The organism is Pedococcus sp. P1_H8, from assembly GCF_056405175.1.
Map to the genome: position 1 here is coordinate 340,905 of NZ_JBFUCP010000001.1, position 17,193 is coordinate 358,097.

At 68.0% G+C, this 17,193-nt stretch carries 19 protein-coding genes and 2 tRNA genes; 9 read left to right on the forward strand and 12 right to left on the reverse strand.

The features are described 5' to 3' along the window. Nucleotides 1–83 precede the first annotated feature (83 nt). Together AC1DYG_RS01630 and fabF are read left to right on the forward strand one after the other, a co-directional pair. Nucleotides 84–332, forward strand: a complete 249-nt coding sequence (locus AC1DYG_RS01630) for an acyl carrier protein (protein WP_056923461.1) — start codon at nt 84–86, stop codon at nt 330–332. A 114-nt stretch (nt 333–446) separates the two neighbouring features. Next, nucleotides 447–1,691, forward strand: a complete 1,245-nt coding sequence (gene fabF, locus AC1DYG_RS01635) for a beta-ketoacyl-ACP synthase II (RefSeq protein WP_477638143.1) — start codon at nt 447–449, stop codon at nt 1,689–1,691. 129 nt (nt 1,692–1,820) lie between these two features. On the opposite strand, the gene AC1DYG_RS01640 is transcribed toward fabF, so the two are convergent. From AC1DYG_RS01640 to AC1DYG_RS01650, 3 genes are all read right to left on the reverse strand, one after another. Continuing rightward, complete coding sequence (locus AC1DYG_RS01640) at nt 1,821–2,435, reverse strand: hypothetical protein (RefSeq protein ID WP_477638144.1); 615 nt, start codon at nt 2,433–2,435, stop codon at nt 1,821–1,823. Between the two features lie 94 nt (nt 2,436–2,529). Continuing rightward, nucleotides 2,530–3,045, reverse strand: a complete 516-nt coding sequence (locus tag AC1DYG_RS01645; protein ID WP_477638145.1) for a DUF3145 domain-containing protein — start codon at nt 3,043–3,045, stop codon at nt 2,530–2,532. Nucleotides 3,046–3,326: 281 nt separating this feature from the next. Then, nucleotides 3,327–3,779, reverse strand: coding sequence for a hypothetical protein (locus AC1DYG_RS01650; protein ID WP_477638146.1), 453 nt, complete (start codon nt 3,777–3,779; stop codon nt 3,327–3,329). A 132-nt stretch (nt 3,780–3,911) separates the two neighbouring features. Here AC1DYG_RS01650 and AC1DYG_RS01655 point away from each other — a divergent pair. Further along, a tRNA-Ile gene (locus AC1DYG_RS01655) sits at nt 3,912–3,985 on the forward strand. A 25-nt stretch (nt 3,986–4,010) separates the two neighbouring features. Here the strand turns inward: AC1DYG_RS01655 and AC1DYG_RS01660 are convergent. From AC1DYG_RS01660 to AC1DYG_RS01680, 5 genes are all read right to left on the reverse strand, one after another. Then, complete coding sequence (locus AC1DYG_RS01660) at nt 4,011–5,126, reverse strand: tyrosine-type recombinase/integrase (RefSeq protein ID WP_477638147.1); 1,116 nt, start codon at nt 5,124–5,126, stop codon at nt 4,011–4,013. A 1-nt stretch (nt 5,127) separates the two neighbouring features. Further along, on the reverse strand, nt 5,128–5,358 hold the full coding sequence (locus tag AC1DYG_RS01665; RefSeq protein WP_477638148.1) for a helix-turn-helix transcriptional regulator: 231 nt from the start codon (nt 5,356–5,358) through the stop codon (nt 5,128–5,130). Between the two features lie 5 nt (nt 5,359–5,363). Beyond that, nucleotides 5,364–6,890: a replication initiator gene (locus AC1DYG_RS01670; protein WP_477638149.1), complete on the reverse strand. Its 1,527-nt coding sequence runs from the start codon at nt 6,888–6,890 to the stop codon at nt 5,364–5,366. A gap of 507 nt (nt 6,891–7,397) precedes the next feature. Continuing rightward, a complete protein-coding gene (locus AC1DYG_RS01675) occupies nt 7,398–7,640 on the reverse strand; it encodes a BrnT family toxin (RefSeq protein WP_477638150.1) in 243 nt (80 codons plus the stop codon). Continuing rightward, entirely contained in the window at nt 7,637–7,870 is a 234-nt protein-coding gene (locus AC1DYG_RS01680) for a ribbon-helix-helix domain-containing protein (protein ID WP_477638151.1), read from the reverse strand. The genes AC1DYG_RS01675 and AC1DYG_RS01680 overlap by 4 nt, the downstream gene beginning before the upstream one ends. Before the next feature lie 200 nt (nt 7,871–8,070). Between AC1DYG_RS01680 and AC1DYG_RS01685 the strand changes: the two genes are divergently transcribed. Further along, nucleotides 8,071–8,784, forward strand: coding sequence for a hypothetical protein (locus AC1DYG_RS01685; protein WP_477638152.1), 714 nt, complete (start codon nt 8,071–8,073; stop codon nt 8,782–8,784). Between the two features lie 1,006 nt (nt 8,785–9,790). Further along, the gene (locus AC1DYG_RS01690; RefSeq protein WP_477638153.1) at nt 9,791–10,264 is read left to right on the forward strand and encodes a hypothetical protein; all 474 of its coding nucleotides are present in this window, start codon (nt 9,791–9,793) and stop codon (nt 10,262–10,264) included. A gap of 417 nt (nt 10,265–10,681) precedes the next feature. On the opposite strand, the gene AC1DYG_RS01695 is transcribed toward AC1DYG_RS01690, so the two are convergent. Continuing rightward, entirely contained in the window at nt 10,682–10,804 is a 123-nt protein-coding gene (locus tag AC1DYG_RS01695; RefSeq protein WP_477638154.1) for a hypothetical protein, read from the reverse strand. 251 nt (nt 10,805–11,055) lie between these two features. Between AC1DYG_RS01695 and AC1DYG_RS01700 the strand changes: the two genes are divergently transcribed. The 4 genes from AC1DYG_RS01700 (at nt 11,056) to AC1DYG_RS01715 (ending at nt 14,370) form a co-directional block, all read left to right on the forward strand. Beyond that, on the forward strand, nt 11,056–11,796 hold the full coding sequence (locus AC1DYG_RS01700) for an amino acid ABC transporter ATP-binding protein (protein ID WP_477638155.1): 741 nt from the start codon (nt 11,056–11,058) through the stop codon (nt 11,794–11,796). 88 nt (nt 11,797–11,884) lie between these two features. Next, nucleotides 11,885–12,727, forward strand: a complete 843-nt coding sequence (locus AC1DYG_RS01705) for a glutamate ABC transporter substrate-binding protein (RefSeq protein WP_477638156.1) — start codon at nt 11,885–11,887, stop codon at nt 12,725–12,727. 99 nt (nt 12,728–12,826) lie between these two features. Beyond that, nucleotides 12,827–13,492, forward strand: a complete 666-nt coding sequence (locus AC1DYG_RS01710) for an amino acid ABC transporter permease (RefSeq protein WP_477612592.1) — start codon at nt 12,827–12,829, stop codon at nt 13,490–13,492. Then, entirely contained in the window at nt 13,489–14,370 is an 882-nt protein-coding gene (locus AC1DYG_RS01715; RefSeq protein WP_477638157.1) for an amino acid ABC transporter permease, read from the forward strand. Before AC1DYG_RS01710 ends, AC1DYG_RS01715 begins: the two co-directional genes overlap by 4 nt. A gap of 69 nt (nt 14,371–14,439) precedes the next feature. Here AC1DYG_RS01715 and AC1DYG_RS01720 read toward each other — a convergent pair. The 3 genes from AC1DYG_RS01720 to dnaG all read right to left on the reverse strand — a co-directional run bounded on the left by AC1DYG_RS01720 (nt 14,440) and on the right by dnaG (nt 17,059). Then, a tRNA-Asn gene (locus AC1DYG_RS01720) sits at nt 14,440–14,512 on the reverse strand. Between the two features lie 85 nt (nt 14,513–14,597). Continuing rightward, a complete protein-coding gene (locus AC1DYG_RS01725; RefSeq protein WP_477638158.1) occupies nt 14,598–15,113 on the reverse strand; it encodes a hypothetical protein in 516 nt (171 codons plus the stop codon). Continuing rightward, nucleotides 15,113–17,059, reverse strand: a complete 1,947-nt coding sequence (gene dnaG, locus AC1DYG_RS01730; protein WP_477638159.1) for a DNA primase — start codon at nt 17,057–17,059, stop codon at nt 15,113–15,115. The genes AC1DYG_RS01725 and dnaG overlap by 1 nt, the downstream gene beginning before the upstream one ends. Nucleotides 17,060–17,193 lie beyond the last annotated feature (134 nt).

The following is a 17,193-nucleotide window of genomic DNA, read 5'->3' on the forward strand; positions in this document are numbered from 1 at the left end:
CACAGCACGTACCCAACACCAGTCGCACCAACACCCGTGACACCAACAGGGGTCACCTCAACAGAATGAAGGAGCTGAGCCGGATGGCGCAGAGCGAGCAGGAGATCCTCGAGGGTCTGGCCGAGATCGTCAACGAGGAGACCGGGCTGGACACCGAGTCGGTGCAGTCCGAGAAGTCCTTCACCGACGACCTCGACATCGACTCGCTGTCGATGATGACCATCGTCGTCAACGCCGAGGAGAAGTTCGGCGTGCGGATCCCCGACGACGAGGTCAAGAACCTCAAGACCGTCGGCGACGCCGTCAGTTTCATCGCCAAGAACCAGGGCTGAGCCGGACAGAACCCAGCGCGGGTGGCGGCAGCGCGGCATACCGATGCTGCTGAGCCGCCACCCCGCACCGGCGACCGCCACCCGCACCACACCGACGAAGGAGCAGACCCAGCCATGACCGCCGAACGACGTGTCGTCGTCACAGGCCTCGGAGCCACCACCCCGGTGGGCGGCAACGTCCCCGACACGTGGGACGCCATCCTGGCCGGACGGTCAGGCGCGAAGACCATGCCCTTCGACTGGGTGGACAAGTACGAGCTCCCGGTGAAGTTCGCCGCCACGATCCACACCCAGCCCCTGGACGTGCTGACCAAGGTCGAGGTGCGTCGGCTCGACCCGAGCGCCCAGTACGCCCTCATCGCCTCCCGCGAGGCCTGGGCCGACGCCGGCTCCCCGGAGGTCGACCCCGAACGTCTCGCCGCCTGCATCGGCACCGGCATCGGCGGCGTCTGGACGCTGCTCGACCAGTGGGACAACCTGCGGGAGAAGGGCCCACGCCGGGTCTTCCCCCTGGCCGTGCCCATGCTCATGCCCAACGCCTCGTCGGCCGCCGTCTCGCTGGAGATCGGCGCCCGTGCCGGAGCCCACACGCCCGTCTCGGCCTGTGCATCCGGGCTCGAGGCGATGGGGTACGCCTACGAGATGATCCGCAACGGCCGCGCCGACATCGCCGTCGCCGGCGGCACCGAGGGCGCCGTCCACGCGCTCCCGATCGCCGGTTTCGCCGCCATGCAGGCGCTCTCGACCCGCAACGACGACCCCGAGCGCGCCTCACGCCCCTACGACACCGGCCGTGACGGCTTCGTCCTCGGCGAGGGCGCGGCCGTGATCGTGCTCGAGGAGTACGAAGCGGCCAAGGCCCGTGGCGCCAAGATCTATGCCGAGATCGGTGGCGTGGGCATGTCGGCCGACTCCCACCACATCGCCGCGCCCGAGCCCGAGGGCGCCGGTGCGTCCCGTGCCATGGTCGAGGCCGTCAAGCGCGCGGGCTTGTCCCCCAAGGACATCGTGCACGTGAACGCCCACGCCACCTCCACCCCGGTGGGTGACGTCGCGGAGTCCAACGCCATCCGGCGCGCCTTCGGCGACGACGCCGACGGTATGCCGGTCAGCGCCACCAAGTCGATGACCGGTCACCTCCTCGGCGCTGCCGGGGCGCTCGAGGGCGTCCTGACGATCCTCGCCCTGCACCACCGGCTCGCTCCCGCGACGATCAACCTGGACGACTTCGATCCCGCGATCAAGCTCGATGTCGTGCACGGTGAGGCGCGCGCCCTGCCGGATGGCGACATCGCTGCACTCAACAACTCGTTCGGCTTCGGTGGCCACAACGTTGCGGTGGTCTTCACCTCGATCTAGGCAGGGCTTCTGCGCCGTCTGGCCAGAACCGGCATCAGGCAGAACAAGAGACGCCCGTCCCCAGGTCTGGGGGCGGGCGTCCTTGGTCTCGCCACACGCGGTCCGGCAGAGGAGAGCGCCCTCCGACAGTCAGTGACCCGGCGGCGGCTTCGTCCGTTGCGACTGTGTCGGGAAGATGTGGAGGTCGATCAGCGGCGACGTCGTGGTGGACGGTGTCGCAGTCGTGGTCGAGGGTCGAGGAGCGGGTGCACCCGCCGTCGTGCTGCTCTGCCCGGTCGAGGCGGGCGGGGCGGTACGGGACGCAACCGACCGTGACGAGGTCGACGAGGTGGCCGGTCGCGACGCTCCCGAGACCGCCGTGGTCGTCACCGGGGTCGGCGTCACGGTCTGCCCGGTCAGCGACGTGCCGGCCTTGGCCGGTGCGGACGCGCCCTGCGACGAGGCCCCGTGGGGAAGGATGAAGGCGAAGGACAACAGTGCCGTCAGTCCGCCGATCCACAGCAGCACCAGCGACGGCAGCGGTTTCCAGGTGGCGTCACGGCCTGCCTGCTGCCGGTGTCGCAGGAACTCGCGAACATAGGCGATGAGCGTCAGGACGGCCACCGCCGCCACCACCCACAGGCTCCACGATGCGACGTGCGCACCGCGCGGTAGGTCGGCGGCCAGGATGAGCCGGGCGCACCACAGCAGCGTCCCCCCACAGACTGCGGCCAGCGCCCCCAAGAGCAGGTTGGGGCGGGTCACACGTTCCTCCAGAGTCGTCGGTCAGCGCGTCACGTTACCCAACGTTCCGCCAAATCCTCGAAACATGCAGGTCAGCGCGGCCGGTCGGACCCGCTCAGCCCACCTTGTGCAACCAGCGCACCGGAGCCCCGTCACCGGCATACCGGAACGGCTCCAGCTCGGCGTCCCAGTCGGTGCCGAGCAGCTCCTCGACCATCTCGACCATCGCCTCGGGAGAGCCCTGGGACAGGCGCAGCACCTCACGAAGGCGGTCCTCGTTGATCACCGCGTCGCCGGAAGCAGAGGTCCACGTGTGGTGGATCCCCAAGGCGGGCGTGTGGGACCAGCGTGAGCCGTCCGACCCTGCGCTGGGCTCCTCGGTGACCTCGTAGCGCAGGTTGTCCCACCCGCGCAGCGTCGAGGCGAGCTTGGCGCCGGTGCCTTGCACCCCTGCCCACGCGAACTCCGCGCGGACAAGTGCGGCACCGGCAGGTTGGGGCGTCCAGTCGATGGCCACCCGGCCATCGAGCGCGGCCTCCAGGGCCCAGGTGATGTGCGGGCACAGCGCTTTGGGGGTGGAGTGAATGAACACCACCCCGCGGGTCATGACACGCGGCATCGCGACAGACATCCGGGCCTCCTTTGGTGTGCGAGGGACGTCTTCCCCACGAACCTCGTCACCTGCTGGCCTGGCTGCTTGTCGCTTCTTCAGTTGGCTGTGCTCGCCCATTGTGCACCACGAAGCACTCAGGCACCAGCACCCACACCAACCTCAGTGTCATCGCATGGAACAGTCGTCTCGCGGAACACCGGCTCTGACCCCACCCGCAGAGGTGCAGAGGTGACGTATGCCGCGTGTTGACCACGCGGCATACGTCACCTCTTGGTTTTGTTCGGGTGGGGCAACCCGGCTCAGGTGGTCGAGCTGGACTCCGCCGATGGGGTCGTCGGCGCGGCCCCCTGACCGCCCGGTCCGCCGCCGCCCACCTGGACGTTGGTCACCGCGAAGCTCTTGTCGATCTGCACGATGATGTGGGTGCCGTCGGCGCGGACCATGTGGGCCTCGTAGACGCCGTCGGAGTCGGTCTCGACCCGCTCGATGGTGGCGGTGGGCTCCTTGGCCTTGGCTGCAGCCGTGACCTTGGCGGCCACATCGCCGGTCAGCAACGTCTCGTCCGAGCGCATCGGCTTGCTCGGGTCTGTGTTGCCGTTGCCCTGGGCTGCCTCCCCTGGCGCGACCTGGCCGTAGGCGGCGACGGTCGACGTCGGTGAGGTCGCGTCGGCGCTGGCCAGGGACGCTCCGGTGATGGCGATGCCGGCAGCGGCAGCGAGACCGGCGGCCACGGGGACGATTCGGATCTTCATGAGGTGCTCCTTCGGTGGTGGAGCTCCACCGTGCAACTGCCCTCTATGACGCAGACCTCCGCAGGCCGTGGGTTGGCTGTGGGCTGGGCGGTAGGCTCACGGCGCCCAGCCGGTGAATGCCGAGCTGGTGCCGGGGCAGTAGCTCAGTCGGTCAGAGCAGCGGACTCATAATCCGTCGGTCGTCGGTTCAAGCCCGACCTGCCCCACAGGACGTTTATGCAGGTCAGCGGCCTACGCGGCGTCATCGTGGCCTCCTTTGGGAGCCTCGATCTCGGCGATGTGGCGCATTTGTGGCACATGCGAATCGAGCAGGGCGGCCACCGAGTCGAGATCGTCGCCGAACAAACCCGCGTAGACGTCGAGCGTCATCGCCGCCGACGAGTGCCCCAACATGCGCTGGACGGCCTTCACGTTCGCTCCTGCCGCTATGGCCAGGGATGCCGCGGTGTGCCTGAGGTCGTGCGGGGTCAGCCCTGAGATCCCGGCGGTCGCGCAGGCCGGATCGAACACCCTGTGACGCCAGTTGCCGAGCCGCAGGGGCGACCCGGTGGGTGACGCGAAGACCAGGTCGGCCGGCTGCTTCCCCTCGCACATCCGGGACAGGTCCGGGATGAGGGCAGGCGGGACCGGTACGGACCGGGTCTGGTAGTTCTTCGTGGTGCTCCAGACCAGCCGTCCACCCACCTCCGAGGCGCTCTCGACGATATGGAGCCTGCGCCGGTCGAGGTCGACGCGCGAGACCCGCAGCGCGGTCAGCTCGCCGAACCTGATCCCCGTGAACGCCAGGACGCAGATGGCCAGCCCGCCCGGACCGGCCGACTGCACGAGGGCAGCCAGCTCCGGAACGCTGAGGAAGCGTGGTTCATCACGAACCGCCCTAGGGAGCCGGACACCAGTCGCCGGGTTGCGTGCGATCCGCCCGTCCTGCACGGCCATGCCCATGATCAGCGAGAACACGCGATGGATGTGTCGGACCGTCGAGGGCGTCCGGCCCGAGGCGCTCAACTCCCCCACCCACGCCGCGACGTCGGAGGTCGCCACCGATGACAGCCGGTAAGTACCCCAACGCGGTTCGACATGGGTCCGGACGATGCCCCGGTATCGCTCTGCCGTGGACTCCTTCAGGTGGGACAACCCCGCGGCCCAGACCCGGGCGTAGTCGCCCACGAGGACCTTGCCTGCGGACGGGTCGAGGTACTGGCCTCGGTTCATCTCAGCCGCGAGGTTGGCCAGGAACCTCTCGGCATCGACCTTGCGGCGGAAGGACTTCTTTCGCTGGCGGTGCGACGGATCGCGCCATCGGGCTAACCACCGACCGTCGCGGCTGTCCTTGACGACGTGTGCCATCTCAGGCCACCTGCTCCGCTGCCCAGGCCCGTACTTGCGTCGGGTCGAAACGCAGGTGCTTGCCAAGCCTCATTGCTGGCGGTCCCTGCTCCCGGTGCCTCCACTGGTAAAGGGTGCCCACCGGGACGCCGAGGAAGGCCGACACGTCGTGGATCGTCCACAGGCGGTCGATGGTGGGCAACACCCTCACCTCGGCCGAGGCCGTTGCCTCGGGTCTGTCGTTTCGTCTCATCTCTCTCACTTCTCTCCTGATGACTGCTGCTTCCTTCTCTGCGCGCGTTCTTGGGCGTATTCGCGGGCTCGGGAGGCGGCTGCGGTGGCGAGGGCCGTTTCGCCGTCGTTGGCCCACCCGGTGCCGGCGTAGACCCAGGACCCGATCACGACGGTGGTCTGGTCTGTGTAGTCGGCGAGGAGCTCGGCTTCGATGGCACGCAGGTCGAGGGGTGTGCCGGTGCGGTTGGCTTCGGCGATCCGGGCTTGGGCGCGCTGCCGGGCGCGGCGTAGGGCGCCGAGGGTGACGGAGTAGCGGCGGGACTTGGTGGCGAAGTGGCCGCGAAACCCCAAGGTGTGCGCCCACTTGCCGAGGAGCCCGTACGGGGCCTGCGGGTCCTGCTCGGCGCTAACGGTGCGGGCGGCCATGGCGCGGGCGGTGGCGTGCAGGCGGCGCAGGTGGGTGCTGTCCTTGGCTTCGGTGTCGGTGGCGGACTTGGTGGCGTACTTGGCCAGGTACCCGGCGACCTGCTCGGGGGTGAGCTCTCGGTCGGGGTCGTCGGTGCGTGACGTGGTTCGCACCGTTCGGGTGTCGACTTGGGTCCCGAACGCCAACACCCGCAGGACGTCACCGTCGTGGACGGGGTCGGCGGTGACCCGGACCGCGCGGGCGGCCTGCTCGACGAGCGCGGACAGCACTCGGGCGGTCACCTGGGTGGGGGCGTGAGCGAAGCCGTCAGTGGTTTGGGGGCCGTCGAGGCGGACCAGGGCATGGAAGTGCACCGCGCCGCGCAACTGGTACTCGGCCACCTTCGCGTACTGCACACTCGCCACATCGCCGAGGTGAGCGGGCAGAATCCCAAGGTGGTGGGCCAGCATCCGTCGCAGAGTGATCGTGAACCGGCGCCACAGCTCGGGCGCCCACCACTGCCACACCACCGCCGATGCGTAGTCGTAGCAGTCCGGGCACAACGGCTGCCCCACTCCCGGGTCGTCCTGGTCGTGGATCGCCATGCACGACAACGGGAGTCCGTGCGGGCAGCGGGCTCCGGTATCGCGTCGTGGCCGGCACCGGCCGCGGTTGGGACGGACGCCGTGGACCGGCCCGAACGACGGGGCGGTAAGGGTCGCGAACACCAGCGGGTTCTCCGCCACGCGCTCGGGGACGCCCTTGCCGCCGCTCACACCGGCCCGGATCAGGTGGAAGGTGTCCGCCGCGTACAGCCGGGAGCAGGACTCGCACTCGGAGGCGCGACGGTTGCCGCAGCGCACGAACGTCACCCCGGTTGCCTCCTCCGCTGAGGCGTAGGACCGGATCAGTTCACCGGTCGTCTTGTCGAAGGTGCGCGAGTGGCCAACCAGGCGGATCGGCTTGGCGCAGAACCCGACCCGGGACGCGGCCACCGACCAGGCGTCGAAGTCCGGCGACAGCAGGCGGGCCACCACCTGCGCCTGCGTGACGGCGTCGAGGTGCGGCAGGTCCAGGGGGCGGTCGTCCCGCTGGCCGACCGGGGGCAGGGCGCTCCAGATAGCGTTGCGCGCGTCCAACGACATGGTGGCCACCCCTCCCTCGAGGATGTGCCGTGCGGCTGAATCGACCTCGAGCCACACGGCACACCCAGTCCAAGGGCGGCCTCACTGCGTTGAGCGGGAGCCGGCGGGCGCGAGGTCGATCACCGCATCGGCACTGGATGGGACGGTTTGGCCGCCACCACGGGCACCCTCAACGGAGCGCCCCACGGTTGGGCCGGTACACGCCGCAACCACCCGGGAACAACCGACACCAGTCGTGACAACCGTGTCAACCCTGTCAGGTGTAATGCATTGCAGCGCAACGTCATTCAGATTTCGTAACCTGAATCGCACTGGCTTGTGCGACACCATCACCGTGTCCTGTCAAGACGCCTCAGTCCACTGATCGTCGGCACCTCGAACGACCCTTGACCAGACCTTTACCTAGGGCCGCTGCCTATGCGGATCGACGCTCGACCACGTGGCATCCCCCTGTGAGGCGAGTGTGACTGCGCTCGATCGGCCCGAGTCGGCCACCGGCAGGGTCGGTCAGGGTAGGAGGTCTAGATACTTCTTGCGTGCGGGCATGGCGTGGATGACCAGCTCGTCCCCGCTTTCGAAAGTGAGCACGACGGTCTCCAACAGCCGTGCCTGCGTGTCGAAACCAAGTCGCAGCTCCCGGTCGGGAGGACCGTCGTCGTCGAGCGGCTCGATCCACAGCGACCACTCGGCCGCCTGGACGGCATCGTCGGCGGAGACGCCGTGCTTCAGAGCGCTTGTATGAACCTTCACGCGGCGAAGTGCGCCAGTGCAGCCCGGATCGCTTCCGAACGGCTCATGTGCTGCTTGGACGCGGCCTCGTCGAGGGCGTCCAGCTCTTCGGCAGTCAGCCGGACGGCAACGACCTGCATCGGCTCGGCTCCCCGGCCGGGGCGACCCCGTCCGCGGCGCTTCAACTCCTCGACGTCATAGCCGGCTTCGGCCTCGTCGGCCCACGTCTGGATCTGCTTCTCGCTCACCACACGCTTATCGTATGACGAAAATGGCGAAGGTGCCAGAGGCGTCCTGAGGTTCCCCCGTCGAGAGCGGGCTCTGCACGATCGACCGCGCGCAGAGCGGCATAGGAAGCACGCTCAGCCAGCGCGGCTTCCGAAGGTCTTGAGGGAGGGCACGGCGAGCCCTACTGTGAATCAACCTCCAAGTCGCGTTAGTGGTGAGTGCCATGGACGTCGTCACCAACCGCCCGGTCATGTCAGAGCCATACATGGCGCTCGCCCGCGCCACGGGGATCATCGGGATCGTCTTCATGGTTCTTCTGTTCGGCCCGGTCATTGCGCTCTCGACCGCGGGCGAGCCCCCGCTCGATGCCACCGCTTCCGAGGCGGTGGAGTACTTCGGCAACATCGAGGCGAACTGGGCGCAGCTGGCGATGGCGGCCTCAACGCTCGGCTGGATCGGCAGCCTCTGGTTCTTCGTGACGTTCGGCTACTTGCTACGGCGCGCGGAGGGGGATCCGCCCTGGCGTTCCACCATCGCAGCTCTCTCGGGCGCGCTGCTGGCGGCGTACGGGCTGGTTGGCGCCAGCTTGGGGGCGGCCTCACTGCACGGGGGCAAGATCACTCCCGACGTCGCCGGCTTCGCGTTCGCGTTCGGCAGTGTCGGCTTCGCGAACGCATGGATCGCCCTCGCGAGCTTCGCCCTCTGTTCCGGCTGGGTGATCCTCTCCACACGAACGCTTAATCGCTGGATGGGCTGGTGGCTCATCGTGGCCGGCCTCGGCCTGGTGGCCGCCAGATTCGTGTGGACGAGCGAGTTGTGGACCCTGCCGTACTTGCTGTTATGGGCATGGGTTCTGGTGCTCAGCATCCGGTTGATCCGTCGGCCCAACCTGCTCGATCCCGTCGAGTCCAGACCGAGTCAGCCGCCATCCCAGTGAGTTCCGCTCATCGGCCATGAGAGGACGCCTACGCGAAATCGGCATGATCGATCGGTGAGTACTTTCTTCACATGACTCAAGCGCGGCTCCGCCGCGAACCGTGGGACCCCGCGATGGGGCCCCGCGCTCCGGGCGCTTCGCGCCCTACGCGCACCCCACCGCACCCCACGGACGTAGCAATGCCCCGGGCATCATGTCCCAGGGCATCAGTGCTTTCACGGCCTACTCTGCGTCGGGCTCCCAAAAGAGGTCAGCTCGAACGGCCGCGGTCTCTGACTCACCGAGCCACTGCACGTCGTACCTCACGCCCTCCCACGTTAGGGACAACCCCGCCACACACTCCTCGTACATCGCGCTGGCCTCGTCGACGTCATGCGCAAACCAAGTCGGCCAGTCAAAGTCGCGCTGCGCAGCCGTCACGGGATCCCAATAAGCCAAGTGCAGTTCCGGAAGTGTTCGGACTCCCGTCACCCGCTTCCACCAGAGATGACCCTCGATCGTTGCCCACTGACGCACCTCCATCATCGCGTGCCCAGCTGGCTCACCCTCGCGCCGCAGCTCTGCCACCGCACCGTTGAACCCGTCAAAGCGCACATCCCGCTCAGGGTCCTCTGGCCAATGCGCCTTGATCCATCGCCTGGTTGTCACTGAGCCAGTCTTGCGCGTGTCATGTGTCGAGGGGCAGGCATCGGGCACGACACCTCGTTGCTCACCTGCCCGCCGCCGACCCTGCGCTCCACTCTCCGCCCGCCTCCGGGCCGCATCAAGGGCGCTCCGCGTCACTGCGTGATGGACTGCGTCCACCCTTGACCCGACCACTGCGGCAGGCTCCCCTGCTCCGCTATCGGGTCGGCAGCGCAATCGTGGCCGATCGTTGTGGTTGTGTTCAGGGGTGGAGATCCAGTGCGCGCCAACGGCTCGGTGGTATGCCACGTCTTGGCTACTCATCGCGCTCCTCTTCACTGCGATTGGCGTCCTCTTCCTCGTCGCCGCGTGGCCTGATCCAGTGGCATTTGTGCTCGCTGCGGGCTTCATGATCGCTGCCGGTGTGATCGTGATGGTGGCTTTGCGCGCATGCCTGACGCACGTGACGATCAGGGCAACTTCGGACGGCATATGCCTGGACGCGCCGGCCTACTTCACCGAGCCCGTCACGATCCCTCGCGAGAACATCTATGGAGCCTTCTTCGGCACCCGGCCACTCACCGGTTCCTCGTCGGCCCGCCACACCGCACTGGTCATCTCCTTCCCCAGAACGAACCTCGGCATCCGTTTCACGGAAGACCTTCAAATTCCCAAGGCTCGGGCCGGATGGTCGGCTCTCGTGAACAACGCATTCCTGCGTCCGCGCGGGAACAGCTGCCTCGTGCCTGCACCTGGCACACCAACCCGAGGAATCCTGATCCATGTCGACAACCCCCAGGACGTAGCGAGTCAGCTCGCACAGTTGCTCCGAGTCGATACCGGAGCGATCTGGTGAGGCCCACCGGCGCGAAGGACACCGAGCAGGACACGAGGTCTGTTTTCGCGCCCCGATCAACCACAACCACGCGGCAGCCACCAAGCACGCCAAACGTCCCAAAGTCCTCACGGCCGCACTACTGACGGGCACTCCGTAGGTTGGCGGTTCGAGGCACCATCCGAGTGCCCGTGGCACATGGGTGGCACACCAGTTTGAGAATCGACTGTTTCGGGTGTCAGTCAACCACCACGAACTGAGCACGAAATAGCGAAAAATGGCGCCTGACCTGCGTCTTCGGGACTTCTCATAATCCGTCGGTCGTCGGTTCAAGCCCGACCTGCCCCACCAGTGTCGCCATGACTTCGCCTGATGCTTGACGCTGGCTTCGGTTGATCCTTGACATAGGCCGCCGGTCGGGTGGCGCGCTGGGACCCGCTAGTCGCTTCGCGGGCCGCCGAAGGGACGCCAGGCACCATGCCGGAGCAAGCGCACCAGGTCGGCGCGCTCCTCGGCGGACAGCGTTCGCGCGTCGCTGACGGGCGGGTTCGGCTCACTCATGCGGGAAGGCTACAAAGCCGGCGCGCCCTCCCCTGTCAGTTCTGGCTTCCCGCGGCGAGGTCTCACCAAACGGACGATGGGACGCCATGACGAACGGCCGGAGTTGGGATGGGGGACCCTGAATGCCGTCACGTTGGCGAGGGGGCCCACGTCACCCAGATGCGGATGGCCCGTTCGCGTCGGGTTGCTATTGCATGACAGTGACTGCCCGAGGGATCCGCTGATCACGACAAACCGGTAGGTTGCCGGACATGACGGAGCCACTGGTCGTTCTCAAGGGCGTCAACAAGCACTTCGGCGAGCTGCACGTCCTTCAGGACATCAACCTGTCCATCGGCAAGGGCGAGGTCGTCGTCGTGATCGGCCCCTCGGGGTCGGGCAAGTCGACACTGTGCCGCACCATCAACCGGCTCGAGACGTTCGAGACCGGCTCGATCACCATCGACGGCGTGCCCCTGCCCGAGGAGGGCAAGGAGCTGGCCAAGCTGCGTGCCGACGTCGGCATGGTGTTCCAGTCGTTCAACCTCTTCGCACACAAGACTATCCTCGACAACGTGACCCTCGGACCGATCAAGGCCCGAAAGGTCCCCAAGGCCGAGGCCGAGAAGCGCGCCATGGAGCTGCTCGAACGCGTCGGCGTGGCCCACCAGGCGCAGAAGTTCCCCGCCCAGCTCTCCGGCGGCCAGCAGCAACGCGTGGCCATCGCCCGCTCGCTCGCCATGGACCCCAAGGTGATGCTCTTCGACGAGCCGACCTCCGCCCTGGACCCCGAGATGATCACCGAGGTCCTCGACGTCATGGTCGCCCTGGCCAAGGAGGGCATGACGATGGTCGTCGTCACCCACGAGATGGGCTTTGCCCGCAAGGCAGCCAACCGGGTGGTCTTCATGGCCGACGGCCAGATCGTCGAGGAGAACACCCCTGAGGGCTTCTTCACCACGCCCAAGTCGGACCGCGCCAAGGACTTCCTCGGCAAGATCCTGACCCACTGACAGTCCAGACGCACCGACAATCCAGACCCGCACTGCACTGCACACCGGGGCGCACCAGCGCAGCGGCAACACATCAGGAGGAAACGGAATGAACATTCGTCAGATTGGCGCAGTGACCGCCGCATCGGTCCTCGCGCTCGGCCTGACCGCCTGCGGCGACAGCGCCAAGGACACCGGCTCGGGCGGCGGTGGCGGCGGCAGCAAGTTCAAGGTCGGCATCAAGTTCGACCAGCCCGGCCTCGGCCTCAAGGAGGGCTCCAAGTACACCGGCCTCGACGTCGACGTCGCGACCTACGTCGCCAAGGAGCTCGGCCACGACGCGGCTGACATCCAGTTCATCCAGGCGCCGTCGGCCCAGCGCGAGACCCTGATCTCGACCGGCCAGGTGGACATGGTCGTCGCGACCTACTCGATCACGGACGCCCGCAAGGAGAAGATCTCCTTCGCCGGTCCGTACTTCATCGCCGGTCAGGACCTCCTCGTCCGCGCCGACGACGCCTCGATCACCGGACCGGAAACCCTCACCGGCAAGAAGCTGTGCTCGGTGACCGGTTCGACGTCCGCCCAGAAGGTCAAGGACAAGTACCCCGGCGTCCAGCTCCAGGAGTTCGGCACCTACTCCGAGTGCGTCACCGCCCTGGTCTCCAAGGGTGTCGACGCCCTCACGACCGACAACACGATCCTGGCCGGCTACGCCTCGCAGGCGCAGTACAAGGGAAAGCTCAAGGTCGTCGGCAAGACCTTCTCCGAGGAGCGCTACGGCATCGGCCTCAAGAAGGGTGACAAGGCCACCTGCGAGAAGATCAACACGGCCATCGCCAAGATGATCAGCTCGAACGCGTGGCAGGCAGCCGTCGACAAGAACCTCGGCCCGGCCGGGTTCAAGGTCGACGCGGCCACCAACCCGCCCAAGCAGGACGCCTGCGCCTGACCCGTTCCACACCGCTGTCGGTATGCCGCCCGCYCCCCCGMGCGGGCGGCATACCGAAGCCTTGGCCCCGCACCTCCACCGCAACGGAAGGTTTCCTGCATGGGTGACATCCTGAGCAAGTACGACGTTCTCGGCGCCTTCGGGATGACGGTCTATCTCGCCTTCTTCTCGGCGATCGGGTCACTCGTGCTCGGCACCATCGTCGGCATCATGCGGCTGTCGCCGGTTCGCGTATTGCGGCTGCTGGGCACCGGTTACGTCAACATCTTCCGCAACACACCCCTGACGCTGCTCGTCGTTCTCAGCGTCCTGGGACTGACCTACATCCTCGGTCTCAACCTCGACCCGTCGTCGATCACCGGGAACGCGAGTCGCTGGGCCATCGTGATGCTCTCGATCTACCACGCCTCCTTCGTGTGTGAGGCGCTGCGGTCGGGTGTCAACACCATCCCCGCAGGCCAGGCCGAGGCTGCCCGCGCCATCGGGCTGACCTTTGGCCAGAGCATGCGAGAAGTGTTGCTGCCGCAGGCTTTCCGTGGCTCGATCGCGCCGCTGGGATCCACCCTCATCGCCCTCATCAAGAACACCACCGTGGCCGCCGTCGTGGGTGTCGCGGAGGCGGCCAACCTGATGGCGGTCATCATCGAGAACGAGACCGGTGGCCTCATCGTGTTCCTCATCTTCGCCATCGGGTTCGTCATCCTGACCCTCCCCCTCGGCCTGCTCTTCACGACCATGTCCCGCCGGCTGGCGGTGAAGCGATGAGCGCCAACGTCCTGTTCGACGCGCCGGGTCCCCGCGCCCGCAGGCGCCACGCCATCCTCTCGGTGTTCGGCGTGCTGCTCGTCCTCGCGATCGCCTTCCTCGTCGTCCGCAAGCTCAAGGACGCGGGCCAGCTCGAGGCCGACCAGTGGAAGCCGTTCCTGACAGACCGGTCGGTGTGGCGGGACTACCTGCTGAAGGGGCTCTGGGGCACCTTCAAGGCGGCCTTCGTCTCGATCCTGCTCGCCGGCGCCTTCGGGCTGGTCTTCGGGATCGGGCGGCTCTCCCAGATCGCCCCCGTCCGCTGGGTCAGCAGCGTTGTCGTCGAGTTCTTCCGCGCCGTCCCCGTGCTGATCATGATGATCGCCAGCTACGGGCTGTACTCCCGCAGCGGCATCTTCGCGCCGGAGACCGCACCCCTGGCCGGAGTCGTCACGGGCCTGACGCTCTACAACGGCTCGGTCATCGCCGAACTGGTGAGGTCCGGCGTCTTCTCCTTGCCCAAGGGCCAGTCGGAGGCCGGTCTGTCGATCGGGCTGACCGCGTCGCAGACCCTTCGCTCGATCCAGCTGCCCCAGGCGCTCACCGCCATGCTGCCGGCCCTGATCGGCCAGTTCGTCGTCATCCTCAAGGACTCGGCGCTGGGCTACGCGATCACCTACCTCGAGCTGCTCAACTGGTCCAAGACCCTGGGCTCGGCCTTCGCCAACGTGCTGCAGGCCTACCTTGTCGCGGCGGTGCTGTTCATCCTCATCAACTACGCGCTGACGGTCGTGGCGAGCAGGATCGAGAAGCGCCTGTCCAAGCGTGGCCGCACGACGATCCACGAGGCTGCGGCCGTCCCCGCGCCGGCTGACGCCGGTGCTGGCGCCGCGACATGACAGATCCGAGTCGAGAGTGCACGACGAAGGCCCCGGACCTGATGGTCTGGGGCCTCGTGGTGTGGCGGGCTCCCCCGGTTGGACTCGAACCAACAACCTGCCGATTAACAGTCGGCTGCTCTGCCAATTGAGCTACAGGGGAATGTCCGTCGGCGGTCCCCCGCGTTCGGCGCTGCGCAACCATAGCAAAGGATGCGGGCAGTTCTGAAAACGGCCGGGCCGTGGTGTCAGCGGCCCACTTGCTCGCGCAGGTAGGCCAGCGCGGCCTCGGTGCGAGCGGTCATCTCAGCGTCGTCGGCGCGCACGCCGCGGCCCAGCACCACCTGCTCGATCAGGTCGCCGGTGGCGAGGTCCTGACGCAGCACCGCCTTGGCCCACCGACGCGGGCCGAGCTCGATCCGCTGGGCCAGGACGACACTCGCCTGGACGCGTTCGCGCAACGTCTCGGGCAGCAGGGTCGTGGCGCCAAGGGTCCACTGGGACGGCCTCGACCCGTCCACCCAGGTCACGGTCAGCGCGGTGAGCTCGGGCGACCAGGTCCCCCCGTCCACCTCGTGCCACGGACGAGCCAGCGTGCGCAGTCCGGCTGCGTCCACGGCATACAGGGCATGGTTGGTGGCCACCACGGTCGTGCCGCTGGCCTCCTCCCGACCCCAGCTCAGCACGCGTTCGCCCCCGGCCAGGCCGACGGCCTCACGGATCTGCGCGGGCAGCTTCGGCGCACGGCGCAGCGAGAGCGCCATCAGGACGCCCGGTCGCGCAGGGTGGCGAGCTCGCGCTGGAGCTCCTGGAGCTCGGTGCTGAGCGTGCGTGCGGCCACGGGGTCGGAGTGCGAGTCGGTCGCCATCCGGCGCATCGCCGACATCGCGTCCGCGATCCGGCGGGTCAGCGAGACCTCCTGGACGCGGGTGAGCAGGGCGTCGATGTAGCGACGCTCGGGCAGGCCGGTCGCCCGGTCCATGCGGGTGGGCAAGGACGCGACAGCGAGCTCGGCGATGAGGCCGTGGACTGCCAACGGCGCTGCCTGGGTGACCCGGTCGGCCCAGGCCTGCACCGACAACCCGCGCTGTGGCCCGCCCGCACCGCGCACCCCGTCGAAGACGGCCCGGTGGGCCGGGGCGGTGAACGCGTCGGCGGAGACCGTGTCGACGTCGTCGGTGGTGAAGCTGTCGGGGTACTGCAGCAGCGTCTGCAGCAGCTGGCGCTCGGCGAACACGATCGGGTCCCGAAGGTCCGGCGTCGGCAGGGCGGCCCGGGCCTCCGCGATCGAGGGTTCCGGCACGGTGTCGGCATCGGGCCGACGCTCGCGACCGGGGGGCGCGTCGGCGGCCTCCTTGGCGTCGCGTGCGGCCGCTCGCTGGGCGCGGGACACCTCGGCCTGCACCTGCTCCACCTCGACCCCGATCCAGCCAGCGACGGTGCGGATGTACTCGGGGCGCATGGAGCTGTCCCGGATCGAGTTGACGATCGGCGCGGCCGCGCGCATGGCCTGCACCCGCCCCTCGGCCGTCACCATGTCGAACCGGTCGATCGTGGTGCGCACCGCGAACTCGAACAAGGGCACGGCGTCGTCGATGAGGTGGCGCACCGCATCGTCACCCTTGGCGATCCGCAGCTCGCACGGGTCCATGCCACCGTCGGCCACCGCCACGAACGACTGGGACGCCCAGCGCTGGTCCTCGGCGAACGACCGCATCGCGGCTTTCTGGCCCGCCGCGTCGCCGTCGAAGGTGAACACGACACGGGCCGGCGCAAGGTCGACCTCGTCGCGCATGATGCGGCGCAGCATCTTGATGTGGTCGATGCCGAAGGCCGTGCCGCACGTCGCGACGGCGCCCTCGATGCCGGCCAGCTGGCAGGCCATTACGTCGGTATAGCCCTCGACGATGACCGCTTTGCGTTCTCCTGCAATGGATTTCTTTGCGAGGTCGAGGCCGTAGAGCACCGTCGACTTCTTGTAGATCGGGGTCTCGGACGTGTTGAGGTACTTGGCCGCAATCCGGTCGTCGTCATAGAGCCGCCGCGCGCCGAACCCCACCGTGTCACCGGTGATGTCGCGGATCGGCCAGACCAGCCGACCACGGAACCGGTCGTAGAGCCCGCGGCTCCCCCGCCCCGACAACCCACCCAGGACCAGCTCCTCGTCGGTGAAACCCTTGGACCGCAGGTGGCGCGACAGGTCCTCGCCGCCGCGGGGGGCGAAGCCGACACCGAACCGTTTGGCTGCCTCGCTGTCGAACCCGCGCTCGCGCAGGAAGTCGCGGCCGGCCCTGGCCTCGGGGGCGTTGAGCAGCGCGTGGTGGTAGAACTCCTGCGCGACGCGGTGCGCCTCGACCAGTCGCGAGCGCCGTCCGAGGGTCTCGCCCCCGCCCGGCTTGCCCCCCTCTTCGTAGTGCAGCTCCATGCCGAGCTTCTGGGCGAGCCGCTCGATCGCCTCGGTGAAGGTGAGGTGCTCGACCTTCTGCACGAACGAGATGACGTCGCCGCCCTCGCCGCAGCCGAAGCAGTGCCAGGCGCCGACGGTCGGACGGACGTTGAACGACGGGGACTTCTCGTCGTGGAAGGGGCAGAGCCCCTTCATCGAGCCCGGTCCGGCAGGTCGAAGGGTCACGTGCTCGCGCACGACGTCCTCGATCGACGAACGCTCCTTCACGAGCGCGACGTCGTCGGCCTTGATCCGACCCGGCACTGGCCCTCCTTGTCGCGGCCGAGTCTAGGCGGTGCGTCCCGCCCCGCGCGGCCCACCTCCACAGGTCAGGTATGCCGCCTGGCCGGGTCGGTGGGGCAGCCCGCGGTCAGCCGCGCGGCCAGAGGACGGCCAGC

What these genes read in the sequence shown, in the direction of transcription:
- AC1DYG_RS01630 (WP_056923461.1), top strand. Translation starts at nt 84, where the DNA reads ATGGCGCAGAGCGAGCAGGAGATCCTCGAGGGTCTGGCCGAGATCGTC.
- fabF (WP_477638143.1), top strand. Translation starts at nt 447, where the DNA reads ATGACCGCCGAACGACGTGTCGTCGTCACAGGCCTCGGAGCCACCACC.
- AC1DYG_RS01645 (WP_477638145.1), bottom strand. Translation starts at nt 3,045, where the DNA reads ATGTCTGTCGCGATGCCGCGTGTCATGACCCGCGGGGTGGTGTTCATT.
- AC1DYG_RS01650 (WP_477638146.1), bottom strand. Translation starts at nt 3,779, where the DNA reads ATGAAGATCCGAATCGTCCCCGTGGCCGCCGGTCTCGCTGCCGCTGCC.
- AC1DYG_RS01660 (WP_477638147.1), bottom strand. Translation starts at nt 5,126, where the DNA reads ATGGCACACGTCGTCAAGGACAGCCGCGACGGTCGGTGGTTAGCCCGA.
- AC1DYG_RS01665 (WP_477638148.1), bottom strand. Translation starts at nt 5,358, where the DNA reads ATGAGACGAAACGACAGACCCGAGGCAACGGCCTCGGCCGAGGTGAGG.
- AC1DYG_RS01670 (WP_477638149.1), bottom strand. Translation starts at nt 6,890, where the DNA reads ATGTCGTTGGACGCGCGCAACGCTATCTGGAGCGCCCTGCCCCCGGTC.
- AC1DYG_RS01685 (WP_477638152.1), top strand. Translation starts at nt 8,071, where the DNA reads ATGGACGTCGTCACCAACCGCCCGGTCATGTCAGAGCCATACATGGCG.
- AC1DYG_RS01695 (WP_477638154.1), bottom strand. Translation starts at nt 10,804, where the DNA reads ATGAGTGAGCCGAACCCGCCCGTCAGCGACGCGCGAACGCTGTCCGCC.
- AC1DYG_RS01700 (WP_477638155.1), top strand. Translation starts at nt 11,056, where the DNA reads ATGACGGAGCCACTGGTCGTTCTCAAGGGCGTCAACAAGCACTTCGGC.
- AC1DYG_RS01705 (WP_477638156.1), top strand. Translation starts at nt 11,885, where the DNA reads ATGAACATTCGTCAGATTGGCGCAGTGACCGCCGCATCGGTCCTCGCG.
- AC1DYG_RS01710 (WP_477612592.1), top strand. Translation starts at nt 12,827, where the DNA reads ATGGGTGACATCCTGAGCAAGTACGACGTTCTCGGCGCCTTCGGGATG.
- AC1DYG_RS01715 (WP_477638157.1), top strand. Translation starts at nt 13,489, where the DNA reads ATGAGCGCCAACGTCCTGTTCGACGCGCCGGGTCCCCGCGCCCGCAGG.
- AC1DYG_RS01725 (WP_477638158.1), bottom strand. Translation starts at nt 15,113, where the DNA reads ATGGCGCTCTCGCTGCGCCGTGCGCCGAAGCTGCCCGCGCAGATCCGT.